Raw genomic sequence first — 14,368 nt, forward strand, 5'->3', positions numbered from 1 at the left:
TACTTACATTCACCTTGATGACAATTACCAATCAGATTCATTTTAATAACCTGCGTGGTGATATTTTTGGCGGTGTCACAGCGGCAGTTGTTTCCTTGCCGCTTGCGCTTGCTTTTGGTGTCGCTTCTGGAGCAGGACCGATCGCTGGACTATATGGGGCAGTTTGCGTGGGCTTCTTTGCTGCTTTATTTGGTGGCACCCCGACGCTGATTTCTGAACCTACTGGACCCATGACTGTTGTGATGACGGCGATCGTCGCAAGTCTGACGGCTAGCAATCCCGAAAACGGTTTAGCAATGGCATTTACCGTTGTCATGCTGGCGGGATTGTTTCAAATCATCTTCGGCATTTTCAAGTTAGGCAAATACATCACCCTAATGCCCTATAGCGTCATCTCTGGCTTTATGTCGGGGATTGGCGTGATTCTGATCATTCTGCAAATTGCTCCTTTCCTGGGTCATGCTGCACCAAAAGGAGGAGTGCTGGGTACGGTTACAGCAATTCCTGAACTTTTAGCAACGGCTAATCCGCCCGAAGTGATTTTAGGTACAGTGACCCTGGCAATCATTTTTTTCATGCCCAAACAGCTAAAGCGAGTGGTGCCGCCCCAATTAGTCGCTCTGTTGATTGGCACACTCGTTTCCTTGACGATCTTTGGGACTGTAGACATTCGTCGGATTGGGGATCTCGGTGCAATTCCTATGGGGCTGCCTCGGTTGCAGCTACCGACTTTTTCGCCGGGTCAGTTGACGACAATGTTTGTTGATGGTTTGATGCTGGGGATTTTAGGTTGCATTGATACCCTGTTAACGGCGGTCATTGCCGATAGTCTCACCCGGACGGAACACAAGTCCGATAAAGAACTGATTGGTCAGGGAATTGGCAATATTGTGTCGGGCATTTGTGGTGGTTTGCCGGGTGCGGGTGCCACGATGGGAACGGTAGTGAATATTCAGGCGGGGGCAACGTCGGCAGTTTCTGGGCTTTTCCGGGCTTTGATTTTGCTGGTGGTGGTGTTAGGTGCAGCCGTCTATACTCAACCGATTCCTATGGCAGTGCTGGCAGGAATTGCCCTGAAGGTGGGGATTGATATTTTGGACTGGAGTTTCTTGAAGCGATCGCACAAAGTCTCGCTCAAGGGTTCTCTAATCATGTACGGAGTTTTGCTGCTAACGGTGTTTGTCGATCTGATTGTGGCGGTAGGTGTGGGGGTGTTTATTGCCAATATCTTGACGATTGAACGATTGAGCAGCCTGCAATCTGAGGAAGTCAAACTGATCACGGATACCGATGACGATGTGCGGCTTAGCGTCGAAGATAAGCAACTTTTGGATGAGGGCGCGGGTCGAGTGCTGCTGTTCTACCTGAGCGGTCCGATGATTTTTGGGTTGTCGAAGGCGATCGCCCGTGAACACAACGCTATGAAGGATGCTGATGCATTGGTGATGGATTTGAGTGATGTGCCTCTGTTAGGGGTTACCGCGTCACTGGCGATCGAAAATGCAATTCGCGATGCTCACGATAAAGAGTTGCAAATCTATCTGGTTGGAGCTAGTCACAAGATTCAGAGTCGCTTGGAACGGCTGGGTCTGTTTGATTTGATTACGGCTGAGCATATGTTGAACGATCGCACTCAAGCTTTGCGTTACGCGATCGAGTATGTACAGGGTAAAAGTGTTGTCGTTTGATTCCCGCTGATTCATTCTCCTAATTTCGTCTTTATTATTGCTTTTGTAGGCAACTGCAAAAGCAATAATAACTTCAATTTTGTTATGCCTAAGAGCCGTCTAGTGATAAAAATCTCATCTCAAGGAGTTGATGAGTATGGGTTATCCTCAGAAATCCGATCAGCCGTATTTTTAGGAAATCCACTAATTAAGCCACTTTCAATCATTCAGCCAATGCCCGTGTTGACGACAACTATGCGATCGCTTTTTTTGAGATAAAAATTGCCCTCATAAAGCTTGTGTAAACTTCCGAAATGATTCAAATCGGGGCTGTATTTTCTGACACCTGCAAGCCAGTTTTTACGCATCATCTCGACTGACTGATTTTTGTGAAGGAGAGTCTAAATGAATTACTTCTCAACGGTTGTTACACTGCTACGCGATCGCCAAGTTTTTTTAGAAGAAATCCATGAAGGAGTCAAACTTAAGAGCAAAATCTCTGCCTTAATGATTTCTAGCTTTTGTTTTTTTGCGATTTATGGAGCCATCATTGGGATGTTCCATAGCCCACTTCAAGCATTAGCTTCAGCGATTAAACTTCCGGCTCTTTATTTGATTACATTGTTGGTTTGTTTGCCCACACTCTATATTTTTAACGCGCTGTTTGGCTCAAAAAAAACGATCGCTCAACACTTCACCTATTTGCTAACGGCTGTGTGTGTGATTGCAGTGCTACTCTGTGCTTTCGCGCCAGTTACTTTGTTCTTCTTAATCACAGTTAACGACTATAGTTTCTTCTTGCTAATGAATGTGATTATCTTCTCCTTAACCGGGATTTTAGGAATTTCATTCTTATATCAAGCGATGAAACCGATCTCAGATGGTGATGGGGCAAAAGTGCGTACTAGCATCCTGCGATTTTGGCTGTGCTTATATGGGTTTGTTGGCACTCAACTGGGATGGACTCTCCGCCCGTTCTTTGGCTCTCCTGGTGACTTTGAGCTATTTCGTCCACGGGAAGGGAGCTTCTTTAGTGGTGTGTGGACTGCATTGATCAATCTGTTGACTTAGTAGAAGTAAACAGAAGCTAAATACTAGGAACTAGGGGAACCGAATGAGGTCAGATTTAGCAGATTTAAAGATTAGCGATCGCGAGTTAGAGCGGTTAACCGGGTGCGATGTGGGCGATATTTTTATCGGTGGAGTGTTTGGCGGCACCTATCGTATTTCTGCTTTGCAAAATCCTCAAAAACTGGTTGCATTCTGCTTAACGGAAGCGGTTGTTTTTTTGCTGATTGTTGTCTTCACGTTGCCGCTGAGTTTATTCCTAACCAGTGGCGCAAATGGTGTTACCAATGCCTCTAGTATTCTCCGATTCTTGTTTGTCGCTGCTAGTATTGCGATCGCCCTACTGCTTGCCTGGAATCTGTACATGAAGTGGCGAGGAAAACACTTGCGAAGTTTGATGAGGTTGCTCGATGAAGTGGATCGATATGAGGACATGCTGAGCGCGATCGCGGTTTTAGATCGGCTAGAAACAGCCAACATTGAAAGAAACCTAAACTCCGCTTTGCAAAATCGCTCCGAGATCTTGGAGGCGATTCACTTGACCCGCGATAACCTAATTGCCGGGTTGACAACTGAAAAAATCCTGCGAGAAAATCGCGGTTTACTCGCCCGCCAGCAAGATTTACTCACCAGCATCGAAACCAATTTGTCCCTAGTCAGAAGCCTAGAAGTGAAGCATCAAGCCGACGAGTATGGGAAGTTTTTGAATGAAGCCCTGCAAATTGGCATCAGCGTCCACCAAGAAGTCCAGCGGCTAAATTGAACGAGGGGGATAGGAGAAAGTTTTGAGTTTTAAGGTTTGAGTTTTGAGTTGTTTGCATTCTTTGCCACTCGCCATTCGCCACTCGCCATTCGTTACTCGCCATTTGAACGAGTGTCACAGTAAATTGATGATGGGTCGCGATCGCCGACACAATCAAACTTGTGATACTTCAACAAACTGATGCTTGTAACTGCTCCAGAACCAGAATTTGTACTTTACGCCCAGCACGGTTGGGCAGATGGCGGTCGGGCAATGCGATCGCTGGCTAAAACTTTGGCAACCTCCGAAGCGCTGATCATTGCGCCTAGCCTAGGATTTGTTAAAACCTGGCTGCGAATTGAGCCGTTAATCCAGGCAATAGAACAGTTGGTCATTACCACCACGTTGCAGTATCCCGAACTGCCGATCCGGATTATGGGGCACTCAATGGGAGGCTTGATCTGGCTGGAAGTCCTCGATCGCCATCCTGAATGGTGGTCGAAAGTAGAATCGATTGTGCTGATTGGCTCCCCTGTGGGCGGGGCTGATTTGGCGAGGGCGCTTGATCCGCTGAAGTGGGGGGTGGGGATTGCCCGTGACCTCGGTACGACTCGCAGACCTATGGCAGAAGCGATCGCCGCCGAAATTCCGATGTTGGTAATTGCGGGCGATATTGATGATGGCAGTGATGGCACCGTGCCAATCTGCGCTACCAAAGTGTTTGGCGCAGAATTTGTTAGCATTCCCAACGTAGATCATGCCGCACTGAAAGCCCATCCCGCTGTTGCTGATGCGATTCGTCAGTTTTGGGACATACCCAAAGATCGCACCTGTGAGCCGATGGAACCCGATCTTTCCATCCTGTTAATTCGCAAACTGCAAGCGATCGACGGCATGACCGACGGACATCGCCGAGGCTTTAACCAATCTTCCCTCTTCCTCACCTTGGAGGACGGCACAACCCTCCGCACCTGGATCAATCCTTGGGGCATCGACCATGTATTCGTCGCCTGCCCCGAAGGAACCTGCCTCTACAGCGGTTTTGTCGGTTGGGGACACGCGAGAGAATTGCAAGAAACCCTAGAAGCTCTGAAAAGTGTTGCGAGCCAAGTGATTTAGTTTAATAGCTTTCCGTTTGCGGGTTCGCTAATGCAGCTATGCCGATATTTTGATGCTCGGTAACTGGTGTGTGTTTTCCTTGTATGTAAATATTCCAACTTACCCCGCCTAAATATACCTTGATATAAGAGATCAAGGCGTGGATAAATACAACAATGCCCAGCATTTCTAATGCCTCTTCAATCGTTGCCACTATCACATAGGATAAATTCTCCATCCCCGTTGTATAAATGAGGTATCCCCCTGGTATTTCCATCCCTATTGCTCCTCCAACATAAAGAGCGCAGGCTACAACAAACAATTTTTTTATAGATGCAGGAAGGTGCAACAGAAACTTACTGTAGGAGAAAATAAATATCACTACTAGAATACCCATCGGCACAATCCAAGTAAGGTAAAGAAATCCTGTGGCATTGAGTAGGCTTCGCGTCGGCTCAATCAATTTTTCGTGCAATTGACCAATTTCGTCTAAAGATAGATATAAAAATATGAATGATAAAATTTTCCAGTGATGCTGGTAGCGACCACTATCCAATTTTTTAGCATGGGCAATGACACCCAATAAGACTGAACTAAATAGTAATGCCAAAAAAGAGTATAAGGTTGGAATGTTCCGCTCATGATCAACGTTGAATGCCTTGGCAAAGTAGTTTCTAAGCGGGTAATCCGGCAAGAAATACAAAGTCATCTGGCTTAAGAAAGATATCACAACTAGACAAATCACCACTCGTAGCAGAAACTGAGTCACAGCGCTTGGAGTTAGAGAAGTTTGGAATCTCATCTTCTTTTAATCTTCTTTTAACCTTTATTTAAAGCTATTTTATTAAAAGGAAATCTTTTTCCGCTATACCTACAGATAGAGAAGACTCTTCTGTGAAGGCGCTCTTCTTTTAGCCGTAGGATTACGGGATTTAGCAGACTATTGATCACCCTTGACTTTACTATTGCTACATAAATTACTTTGTTTCCTGAGATGGAATTTAGATAGCTCCAAAAATGGATATCTCCAAAAATGAAGCTGAAATCCTTAGTATGGTTAAATCAATATCTATATTTGATCGATGTCTGCTAAAGAAACTCGGCTTCAGGAAACCCAAATCCCTCAGTACTGAGGATTTCTATAATTAAAGGCGATCGCTCCTCAATCTCTGTGAAAACTATCTTTCCTCAAACAGCGGATTTTGAGGTAGCCTCAAATATGCTCTCAGACACTGGATTAGAATAATTTCCCTATTGAATTTCCCGATAGAATGGGGACTAGCATCTAAGCTGGCAGATTTGAAGGTAAGCCCAAAATGGTAAAAGCACCCTCTAAATCGTTGATATTAGCGGAGTTTCTCCAGTTACCAGAAACAAAGTCTGCTAGAAAATATATTGCTAGGTAGCGCTGTGTCGCAATTGATCAAGACCATCGAGCAGCAATTCGAGTCCAAACTCAAAGTCATGAATACCGTCGTAGTGTTTGCCCATAACGTGACGTGCGAGTTGATTGAAGTAAGGGTATTGGTCAGCGGGGATTTGGGAAAGGTAATTCTCTGCTGCTTCGGAATATTCCGCCGCCTCAAATGGAAAATTCAGTTCTTGGAGCGTGAATCCATAAATATGACTATCGATCGCATTCCATGCATGATCTGCCATCTCAATGGAAAAACCAGCTTCGCGCAAACATCCCAGCGTTGCATCGATGTAGTGCAACATTGCCGACCCGATGTTAACCCGTGACATCAGTGCCATTGTTGCCCAAGGGTGACGCAACAACACCTCATGAGCCGCGATCGCTCGCCGTCGCATTGCCGTCTTCCAGTCCGTTTCCAAGCTAGGCACCTCAATCTCGCCCACCACGATATCGACAATGCCACATATCACATCATCCTTATTCGTGACATGGTTATACAGCGACATTGCCTGTACGCCCAATTCCTCAGCCAGTTTCCGCATAGAAAGGGACTCAATACCGCCTTCGTCAGCCAAACGGAGCGCCGCACGTAGGACTCGTTCTCGGCTCAGCGGACTTGGGGGCGGTGCATCAGGGTTACTCATTTGAGACATTAAACCTACTTGGCATGGATTCTTAACGGATAAAGTAAGCCAGCGTTAGAAGGCTCAATCTACTTTCACCTGACGTGCAACTAATTCGCCCTCATCCCCCAGCCCCTTCTCCCAAAGCAGGAGAAGGGGAGCAAGAATCACCCTAAATCCCTCTCCCAGAGCGGGAGAGGGACTTAGGGTGAGGGTCATTGGGAAAGTCACACATCACATACTTTCTATCTTTTCATCTTGACCCGTTTTCATCTTGACAAACTTACGCCGTAAGTTAAACTTACACTGTAAGTACAGCTAAAGGCTGGGTTGCTCCTAAGTCAAGTTCTTCCCCATTGGAGAAAATATGAAAACAGCGAATGTCCTCGCCCCTGCTCAAGGAGATCACAGCAGGAATGGCAAAATGAGAGCGATCGTCCAGACTGATTATGGTTCAGCCGATGTGTTGAGTTTGGAGGAGGTTGATAAGCCCGTCGTGCCAGACAATGGCGTGTTGGTTCGGGTTCATGCTGCGTCCGTCAATGCGGGTGACTGGCATCTAATGCGAGGGACTCCATTCATCAGCCGCCTTATGTTTGGCGGTTTACTGAAGCCAAAAATTAAGATTCTCGGATTTGATATGGCAGGACGAATTGAAGCCGTTGGCAAAGATGTGATGCAGTTTGAACCCGGCGATGAGGTCTTTGGTGATTTGTCGGACTATGGGTTTGGTGCCTTTGCCGAGTACGTTTGTGTCACAGAAGCCGCACTGGTGCTGAAGCCGATCGCTACAACATTTGAAGACGCGGCAGCAGTTCCTGGTGCCGCTCTGACTGCGTTGCAGGGCTTACGAGATGTGGGTCAGATACAGCCAGGGCAGTCTGTATTGATCAATGGTGCATCTGGCGGCGTGGGGTCGTTTGCGGTGCAGATTGCCAAAGCATTGGGTGCTGAAGTGACTGCTGTATGTAGCACGACAAAAATGGACAGGGTGCGATCGCTCGGTGCAGATCACATGATTGACTATACCCAAACCGATGTTACTCAACAGGGGCAGCGTTATGACTTGATCTTTGATGCGGCAGCCTACCGTTCCGTTTTTGACTATTTGCCAGCATTGACGACCCAGGGAACCTACGTCCTAGTTGGCGGATCTATTCCTCGACTTTTCCTGGTAATGATTCTCGGATCTTGGATTTCGAGAATCAGCCGCCGCAGGGTGAAATGTCTAATGGTAAAACCTAATCAAACCGATCTGCTCACGTTAAGGGAATTTATGATGGCAGGCAAAATTGTCCCCTTGATTGATCAGTGCTATGACCTGAGTGAAGTTCCCGCCGCAATTCGCCACCTGGAACAGCGACAAGTAGTGGGAAAAATTGTCATTCAAGTTTGATAGGCAGCGTTTCACATCCAAGGATCTATTTGCCTAGTTAATATGGTGATTTTCGACTTTCTAAACAGCGTCAAAACGCATTTTGAGGTAACTTTAAACACACTCTAAGACGCTGAATTAGAATGATTTTCTGATTGAACTTCTAGCTAGAATTAGGAAGCAGCATCCGATCTGGCAGACTAAAGGTAAGCCCAAAATGGTACAAGCATCCTCTAAAACGTTGACATTGGCGGAGTTTCTCCAGTTACCGGAAACAAAACCTGCGAGTGAATACATTGATGGTCAAATTATCTTGAAACCGATGCCTCAAGGGAAACATAGTGCTATTCAAGGCGAACTTGTACCCGCGATCAACGGCATTGTTAAGCCTCAGCGCGTTGCTCGTGCGTTTCCAGAGTTACGGTGTAGTTTCGGCGATCGCTCTGTTGTTCCCGACATCGCAGTTTTTGTGTGGAGCCGGATTCCCTGTGATCAGAATGGGGAAGTTGCCAATACCTTTGCTGCTGCGCCAGATTGGACAATTGAGATTTTGTCTCCGGCTCAAAGCCAAACGAAAGTCACGAAAAATATTCTGCATTGCCTGAAGCACGGAACTCAACTGGGTTGGCTGATCGATCCCGATGAGAAAACAGTATTTGTCTACCGTCCAAAACAAGAGACGGAAGTATTTGATCAGCCAGATGAAGTTCTTCCGACACCAGTTTTTGCTAGCCAGTTACAGCTTAGCCCCAAGGCTCTATTTGCCTGGTTGATAGGGTAAATTTTCAACTTTGCTTAAACCGCAGCAAAACGGATTTTGAGGTAGTCTTCTTCCATTCTGGCACCGGAGGGCTGGAGCGCTGCCAGGGCTTGCGGCAGAACGAGGTTGCGGCGATGGTTGCCAATGCGGATGTTGAGTTCATCGCCCGTTTTGCTGAGTTCAACTTGGCGCTTTTCAATTCCAGGTAAGTAGACTTCCAAGCTATATTCTTGCTGCTCTTGCACAATCCGCATGGTGGTTTCTTTATAGTAGATCTGCGCCGGATCTTCGCCTTCAGGATAGAGCGTTTCCTTAAGGCGATCGAGGGCTTCTAGCCCACACATTTCCTCAGAATAAAGCGGCACTTCTTTAATCGGCAGCGGTGAAAAATTATCGTGAATTTCTTGGCGATACTGCTTCTGGTTTTCTTTCCAACGGGCAAAGAACGGATCGCTGACTTCTTCAGGAATGATCCGGTTTGCCACGACCATATCGGTTGCCACGTTGTATAAACTCAGATAGGCATGGGCACGCAGCGATTCCTTAATCACCATTTTTTCTGGATTCATGATTAGCCGCACTGATGTTTGCGTCGGATCGGTGAGAATTTTTTCGAGTGATTCGATTTGTTCATAAAATTCGTAGGGCGCATCCATCACTTCTTTGTTGGGTAAGGAAAAGCCAGCGATCGGACGAAAAAATGGCTCCACCAAGGGTCGCAATGCTACAGAAATCCCCTGAAACGGCTTATAGAAGCGGCGCATATACCAACCGCCCACTTCAGGTAGGCTCAACAGGCGCAAGGCGGTTCCCGTGGGTGCCGAGTCAATAATCAGCACATCATACTCGCCTTCGTCATAGTGGCGCTTCATTCGCACCAATCCAAAAATCTCATCCATGCCGGGAAGAATTGCCAACTCTTCAGCCTGCACACCGTCTAAACCCTGTGCCTGCAAAACTTGGGTAATGTAGCGTTTAACGGCTCCCCAATTTCCTTCTAGCTCTTTGAGGGCATCCAATTCAGCGCCCCATAGATTGGGACGCACCAAGCGGGGATCGTGCCCCATTTCTATATCAAAGCTGTCTGCCAAGGAGTGAGCCGGATCGGTACTGAGGACGAGGGTTCTATGTCCCATTTCGGCACAACGCAATCCGGTCGCAGCCGCAACGGAGGTTTTGCCAACGCCACCTTTGCCTGTCATTAGAATTACGCGCATGACTGCTACTTTCCTGAGAATTTGTTTACATTCTTTTACTTTAGCACCGCGCCTTGAGGGTAGACGGTTTGAGCAGGGCAATTCCAGCCAAATTGAGAATTTCGAGGGGTTGCGAAACTAGGACTCTAGCATTTAAGCTAGTTAAGTACATAATCTCTATCGATAAACCGTTATTTGTGGAGATTGGGTAGTTTTCAAAAACAGGTTGTTTTATGTCTATCAGCATTGTGGAAAATCAGCGTCTGACTCAGCAGTTAATTCGAGTCCGCATTCCAAAAGACCATCATCAAGATCCAGTGATTTCTCGCCTGGTATCGCAATTTCACTTGACAGTGAACATTACTGCGGCGGTGTTGGGGAAAAATGCAAATGGAGACGGCTGGTTTGCTTTGGAGTTGCGGGGAACTCATGCCAATATTCAAAGCGCGTTGACGTATTTGCGCGAACTGGATCTGGAGATTTGGGACGAAGCGGAGACGGATGGATGGTAGGGAGAAAGTTTTAGGTTTTAGGTTTTGAGTTTTGAGTTTTGAGTTCGGAGTTCGGAGTTTTGAGTTCGGAGTTGGGGACTAGCTGAAGTGTTGTTTGATGACATCAAGTTTGGAGCAGTGCCAGTGGTCGATGTGAGAGATGATTAATCCCTGATTGTTTATGGTTAGGTCGCTCCAACCGCTGATGGCAATGTGAGGATTCCAGGGTAGGGGAGTGTTCCAACTGAGCGTCCAATCGCTGCGAATGCGATCGCCGTTTTGCTGAATATCATGGACTTGCATGGTGCAGTTACGAAACCAGGTTTCGATGAAGCGAATCATTGCCTGATAGCGTTTGACTCCGCGAAACTCGGTCATCGGGTCTTTAAAGAAAACATCTTCGGCGTAGAGGCTATAGGTTTGGTTATGGGGAAACTGTTGATAGTCTGCTTTTAGGGCTTCAAGAATGTTCATAGAAGTGGTAAAACTTAAGCTTTTTTAGCGGTTTTGGCGCGAGAGGGTTTGGATGCAGGAGTTGATTCTGCGGCGATCGCCCCTCCCTCTTTCCCTGTCTGAGCCTGCCGAATAACCGCAGCTTGGGTTAGCAAAGATTCTGCGAAGGCGATCACTTCTTGAGCGGATTGCCCTCCGGCGAGTTGGGCGAGTTCTTGTTTGCGGTCTTCGTTGGAAAGGGACGTAATCCGCACAACGGTACGAACGGCATCGGCTGGCGTGTGGGATGGGGGCTGATCGGGCGTGTTGTTGAGTGGTTCTGCTTTAGTGTTTTTGCTGCCCCGTCTAGATTTACCGGGTTTGTGGGTGCCATTATCACTGGGTAACTCATCTACCGATTCGATCGCGTCGATGATCTGTTTGCTAACTCGAAAATGGTGATCTGCCATGGCGGCAACGATCGGTTGGTGGGTGACGCAGAGAACTTGGTGATGTTGGCTAAGCTGAAATAGTTTTTCGGCGATCGCTTGGCTGACCCGCCCCGATACGCCGACATCAATTTCATCAAACACCAGCGTTCCCACGGGATCGACCTGGGAGAAACTGGCTTGCAGTGCCAGCAGAAAACGGCTCATTTCACCACCAGAGGCAGTTTCCGTTAGAGGTTGCAGCGGCTCCCCTGGATTGGGGCTGAATAAATAGGTGATTTGATCGGCTCCCATGGCAGCAGGCGCGATCGCTGCAATTCCCACCTGGAACTTCACCTTTTCCATTGCCAACGGCTTTAGTTCGCCAATTAGACGGCTTTCGAGATCTTTAGCGGCAGTTTGACGGAGATGGGTTAGCTCAGCACAGCGCGTTTCTAAGATTTTCTGAGCATCTTTGACTGCTTGCTCTAATTCTTCTACGGATTGTCCGCCGCCCGTGAGTTCAAGGAGTTCGGTTTGCAGGCGATCGCGCAAGTCGATCGCCTCCGCCAAGGTGGGTCCGTACTTGCGGCAAACTTGCTTCAATTCTGAGGTGCGATCTTGCACATCGCTGAGCCGTTGGGGATCGGCTTCAATGTTTTCACCATAGGCATTAATTTCTCGCGCAGCTTCTTCGATCGAGGCAAACGCCCCCGTCACCAGTTCCAAAATCGGCTGCAACTCAGTGTCAATTTCCACCATATCGGTCAGAGTTTTTTCGGCACGACCCAGCAGATCAACGCAGGCTTTGGCATCGGTATCACTTTGGTAGAGGGTTTGATAGACCAAATAGCTTTGCTGCTGGAGTTCGACGCTGTGGCTGAGACGCTTGGCTTCTTGTTCTAGCTGCTCTAGCTCATCGGGTTCTGTGAGGTTTGCCGCGTTTAGATCCCGCAGTTGGTAATCAAACAAATCCAATTGTTGCAGCCGCTCACGCTCAGCACGACGGCGATTTTCCAATGCTTGCACTGCTTGCTGATAGGCACTAAAGGCAATACCTACGAGATCGCGGGTCTTAAGCAATGCATCGCCGCCATAGCTATCGAGCCAGTCGCGCTGTAACCCCGGTTGCCCAAGCTGCACGGTTTGCCCTTGAGCAGTCAGTTCCACCAAGCGATCGCGTAGGTGTTCCATCTGTTGCTTGTTGACCAATGCGCCATTCACCCGCGATCGGCTGCGCTGGCTGCTGCCGCTAGCAACAATTTCTCGGCTGCAAACCAGCGTTTCCGCTGTCAAATCACCCGCTGCTCCATCGCCCAATGCAATATCAATACTTTGCGCCTTCAACCAATCGCTGAGTGCTGGTTCTAATCGAAAGGTGGCTTCCACTAACGCCCGATCGGCACCTGTTCGCACGGCACGACTGGTCACCTTGCCGCCCAACACCGCATCGATCGCATCCAAAATGATGGATTTTCCCGCCCCTGTTTCGCCCGTCAACACGGTTAGCCCCGTGCCCAACTTCCACTCCAAGCGATCCACTAGGGCAAAATTTTCAATTCGCAGAAACAGCAGCATGGATACTTATCAACAAAGAAGGTGAAAGGAAAAACTGCGATCAGGCGTACTGCCAATGCAAGTATGCCAAAATCCTATTCCATCCTATCGACCTTGCAACATAAACGGGGAAAAGAAGAAAAACAGACCCTGTTCAGTTAGTTTTGTCCGCCTGCATGAGTTTGTTGAGCAATATGGCGATCGACTTGGTGATACAGCGCTTCTGGAGTCGAGGAGTTATCCAATATCACTGTTGCATGAACTTTTTTTTTCGTAATTTCCATCTGACTATTAATTCGGGCGTGCGCTTGATCTAGGGTTAAGCGATCGCGATTCATCAATCGTTCAATTTGCTGATCTTCTGAGCAAATGACTACCCAGGTTTCAGTCACCAAATCCGTCATACGCGCTTCAAATAATAGCGGCACCACCATCACCACAATTGGATAGTGCTGAGGATCGTTTAGCGGAGGATGGCTAATAGCCTGCACAAAGCGATCGCGCACATAGGGGTGAATGCATTGCTCAACCCAAAGCCGCTCCGCCGGACTGCTAAAAATAATCTCTCCCAACCGCTGACGGTTTAGGGTACGATCAGGTAAAAGCACTCCAGAGCCGTATCGATCCACAATGCTTTGTAGCCCCGAACTATCTGGCAAAACAGCTTCCCTGGCATAGATATCAGCGTCCAAAATTGGCAATTTATATTGAGTTGATAAATACTCAGAAACTAGAGTTTTTCCCATTGCGATTCCTCCAGTCAACCCAATAATACGCAGAGAAGAACTGGTTTGGTCAGCAAGATTGGTCGTCATAATTCCAAAGCCGTGGGGTTGCCTAGCGAGATGGATACGAGTCTACTGAGATAATCCTCTATAACAATTGCGTATTCTTTATTGTTCCTACAGAAATCTATAATGTTTTAATAGAGCAAAACAGGACGAAATTGCTCTTACAATTAAGGGCGTAATCCTACGTTTGTCTGGGTCTTCCAATGCTGTTAAAGTCTACAACCCGCCACATCCACATTTTTACTGCCACTGTTGAGAATAATGAACTGCTTCCTAGCGAGAATGTGTTAACGCTTGATGTTGACCCCGATAATGAGTTCATCTGGAATGAAGACACTTTACAGCAGGTCTATCGTAAGTTCGACGAGGGCGTAGAAGCCTACAGTGGCGCAGATCTAACAGATTACAATATTCGTCGCATTGGCTCAGATTTGGAACATTTTGTGCGATCGCTGCTGCAAAAGGGCGAAATTTCCTACAACTTAGAATCTCGCGTGATGAACTACAGCATGGGATTGCCCCAGGTCGTTTCCACCGAAAAATAGCAACTAAGAATATTTCTTGCGGATTGTAAAGCCTAATGGAAAGCCATGTATCGCTAGGTAAAGCAGGGTTCAGTTTTTTGGATACCACTTACACTCTGCAATCAGCCTTTCACACTAGATTACGCTTGTAAATCGCTTCCTTGACTTCAGAATTTTTAATAAAAAGGCTGCTTAAATC

Annotated in this window: 14 protein-coding genes; 8 read left to right on the forward strand and 6 right to left on the reverse strand. The window is 47.3% G+C overall.

The genetic code is table 11. The annotated features are described in order from the left end of the window. The first annotated feature begins 17 nt into the window (after nt 1–17). The 4 genes from bicA to AB3R30_RS08290 all read left to right on the forward strand — a co-directional run bounded on the left by bicA (nt 18) and on the right by AB3R30_RS08290 (nt 4,596). A complete protein-coding gene (gene bicA, locus AB3R30_RS08275; protein ID WP_458648695.1) occupies nt 18–1,688 on the forward strand; it encodes a bicarbonate transporter BicA in 1,671 nt (556 codons plus the stop codon). Nucleotides 1,689–2,072: 384 nt separating this feature from the next. Further along, nucleotides 2,073–2,738 (forward strand): hypothetical protein, encoded by a 666-nt coding sequence (locus AB3R30_RS08280; RefSeq protein WP_458648696.1) that lies wholly within the window; start codon nt 2,073–2,075, stop codon nt 2,736–2,738. 43 nt (nt 2,739–2,781) lie between these two features. Beyond that, nucleotides 2,782–3,498 carry a hypothetical protein gene (locus AB3R30_RS08285; protein ID WP_458648697.1) on the forward strand — a complete coding sequence of 239 codons (717 nt, stop codon included), beginning with the start codon at nt 2,782–2,784 and terminating at the stop codon, nt 3,496–3,498. A 180-nt stretch (nt 3,499–3,678) separates the two neighbouring features. Beyond that, the gene (locus AB3R30_RS08290) at nt 3,679–4,596 is read left to right on the forward strand and encodes an alpha/beta fold hydrolase (protein ID WP_458648698.1); all 918 of its coding nucleotides are present in this window, start codon (nt 3,679–3,681) and stop codon (nt 4,594–4,596) included. Nucleotide 4,597: 1 nt separating this feature from the next. On the opposite strand, the gene AB3R30_RS08295 is transcribed toward AB3R30_RS08290, so the two are convergent. Both AB3R30_RS08295 and AB3R30_RS08300 read right to left on the reverse strand, forming a co-directional pair. Continuing rightward, nucleotides 4,598–5,344, reverse strand: coding sequence for a hypothetical protein (locus AB3R30_RS08295; protein WP_458648699.1), 747 nt, complete (start codon nt 5,342–5,344; stop codon nt 4,598–4,600). Nucleotides 5,345–5,973: 629 nt separating this feature from the next. Continuing rightward, nucleotides 5,974–6,636: a TetR/AcrR family transcriptional regulator gene (locus AB3R30_RS08300; protein WP_458648700.1), complete on the reverse strand. Its 663-nt coding sequence runs from the start codon at nt 6,634–6,636 to the stop codon at nt 5,974–5,976. A 346-nt stretch (nt 6,637–6,982) separates the two neighbouring features. Between AB3R30_RS08300 and AB3R30_RS08305 the strand changes: the two genes are divergently transcribed. Together AB3R30_RS08305 and AB3R30_RS08310 are read left to right on the forward strand one after the other, a co-directional pair. Further along, nucleotides 6,983–8,011 (forward strand): NAD(P)-dependent alcohol dehydrogenase, encoded by a 1,029-nt coding sequence (locus tag AB3R30_RS08305; RefSeq protein ID WP_458648701.1) that lies wholly within the window; start codon nt 6,983–6,985, stop codon nt 8,009–8,011. A gap of 196 nt (nt 8,012–8,207) precedes the next feature. Then, nucleotides 8,208–8,771, forward strand: a complete 564-nt coding sequence (locus AB3R30_RS08310) for a Uma2 family endonuclease (protein WP_458648702.1) — start codon at nt 8,208–8,210, stop codon at nt 8,769–8,771. 14 nt (nt 8,772–8,785) lie between these two features. Here the strand turns inward: AB3R30_RS08310 and AB3R30_RS08315 are convergent, their stop codons facing one another. Continuing rightward, nucleotides 8,786–9,967: a TRC40/GET3/ArsA family transport-energizing ATPase gene (locus AB3R30_RS08315; RefSeq protein WP_458648703.1), complete on the reverse strand. Its 1,182-nt coding sequence runs from the start codon at nt 9,965–9,967 to the stop codon at nt 8,786–8,788. Nucleotides 9,968–10,179: 212 nt separating this feature from the next. On the opposite strand from AB3R30_RS08315, the gene AB3R30_RS08320 reads away from it, so the two are divergent. After that, nucleotides 10,180–10,458, forward strand: coding sequence for an NIL domain-containing protein (locus AB3R30_RS08320; protein WP_458648704.1), 279 nt, complete (start codon nt 10,180–10,182; stop codon nt 10,456–10,458). A gap of 78 nt (nt 10,459–10,536) precedes the next feature. On the opposite strand, the gene AB3R30_RS08325 is transcribed toward AB3R30_RS08320, so the two are convergent. From AB3R30_RS08325 to coaE, 3 genes are all read right to left on the reverse strand, one after another. Next, the gene (locus tag AB3R30_RS08325; protein ID WP_458648705.1) at nt 10,537–10,911 is read right to left on the reverse strand and encodes a DUF2358 domain-containing protein; all 375 of its coding nucleotides are present in this window, start codon (nt 10,909–10,911) and stop codon (nt 10,537–10,539) included. A gap of 14 nt (nt 10,912–10,925) precedes the next feature. Continuing rightward, nucleotides 10,926–12,875, reverse strand: coding sequence for a DNA repair protein RecN (recN, locus tag AB3R30_RS08330; RefSeq protein WP_458648706.1), 1,950 nt, complete (start codon nt 12,873–12,875; stop codon nt 10,926–10,928). Between the two features lie 137 nt (nt 12,876–13,012). Further along, complete coding sequence (coaE, locus tag AB3R30_RS08335) at nt 13,013–13,669, reverse strand: dephospho-CoA kinase (RefSeq protein WP_458648707.1); 657 nt, start codon at nt 13,667–13,669, stop codon at nt 13,013–13,015. Between the two features lie 179 nt (nt 13,670–13,848). Between coaE and ndhM the strand changes: the two genes are divergently transcribed. Then, complete coding sequence (ndhM, locus tag AB3R30_RS08340; RefSeq protein ID WP_458648708.1) at nt 13,849–14,190, forward strand: NAD(P)H-quinone oxidoreductase subunit M; 342 nt, start codon at nt 13,849–13,851, stop codon at nt 14,188–14,190. Nucleotides 14,191–14,368 lie beyond the last annotated feature (178 nt).

This window comes from Sivoneniella epilithica UHCC 1019, from assembly GCF_040830845.1.
Taxonomy (GTDB): Bacteria; Cyanobacteriota; Cyanobacteriia; order Leptolyngbyales; family Leptolyngbyaceae; genus ULC077BIN1.

Excerpts from the sequence above, each read along its gene's own strand:
- bicA (WP_458648695.1), top strand. The coding sequence starts at position 18 with ATGACAATTACCAATCAGATTCATTTTAATAACCTGCGTGGTGATATT.
- AB3R30_RS08280 (WP_458648696.1), top strand. The coding sequence starts at position 2,073 with ATGAATTACTTCTCAACGGTTGTTACACTGCTACGCGATCGCCAAGTT.
- AB3R30_RS08285 (WP_458648697.1), top strand. The coding sequence starts at position 2,782 with ATGAGGTCAGATTTAGCAGATTTAAAGATTAGCGATCGCGAGTTAGAG.
- AB3R30_RS08290 (WP_458648698.1), top strand. The coding sequence starts at position 3,679 with ATGCTTGTAACTGCTCCAGAACCAGAATTTGTACTTTACGCCCAGCAC.
- AB3R30_RS08300 (WP_458648700.1), bottom strand. The coding sequence starts at position 6,636 with ATGAGTAACCCTGATGCACCGCCCCCAAGTCCGCTGAGCCGAGAACGA.
- AB3R30_RS08305 (WP_458648701.1), top strand. The coding sequence starts at position 6,983 with ATGAAAACAGCGAATGTCCTCGCCCCTGCTCAAGGAGATCACAGCAGG.
- AB3R30_RS08310 (WP_458648702.1), top strand. The coding sequence starts at position 8,208 with ATGGTACAAGCATCCTCTAAAACGTTGACATTGGCGGAGTTTCTCCAG.
- AB3R30_RS08315 (WP_458648703.1), bottom strand. The coding sequence starts at position 9,967 with ATGCGCGTAATTCTAATGACAGGCAAAGGTGGCGTTGGCAAAACCTCC.
- AB3R30_RS08320 (WP_458648704.1), top strand. The coding sequence starts at position 10,180 with ATGTCTATCAGCATTGTGGAAAATCAGCGTCTGACTCAGCAGTTAATT.
- AB3R30_RS08325 (WP_458648705.1), bottom strand. The coding sequence starts at position 10,911 with ATGAACATTCTTGAAGCCCTAAAAGCAGACTATCAACAGTTTCCCCAT.
- recN (WP_458648706.1), bottom strand. The coding sequence starts at position 12,875 with ATGCTGCTGTTTCTGCGAATTGAAAATTTTGCCCTAGTGGATCGCTTG.
- coaE (WP_458648707.1), bottom strand. The coding sequence starts at position 13,669 with ATGACGACCAATCTTGCTGACCAAACCAGTTCTTCTCTGCGTATTATT.
- ndhM (WP_458648708.1), top strand. The coding sequence starts at position 13,849 with ATGCTGTTAAAGTCTACAACCCGCCACATCCACATTTTTACTGCCACT.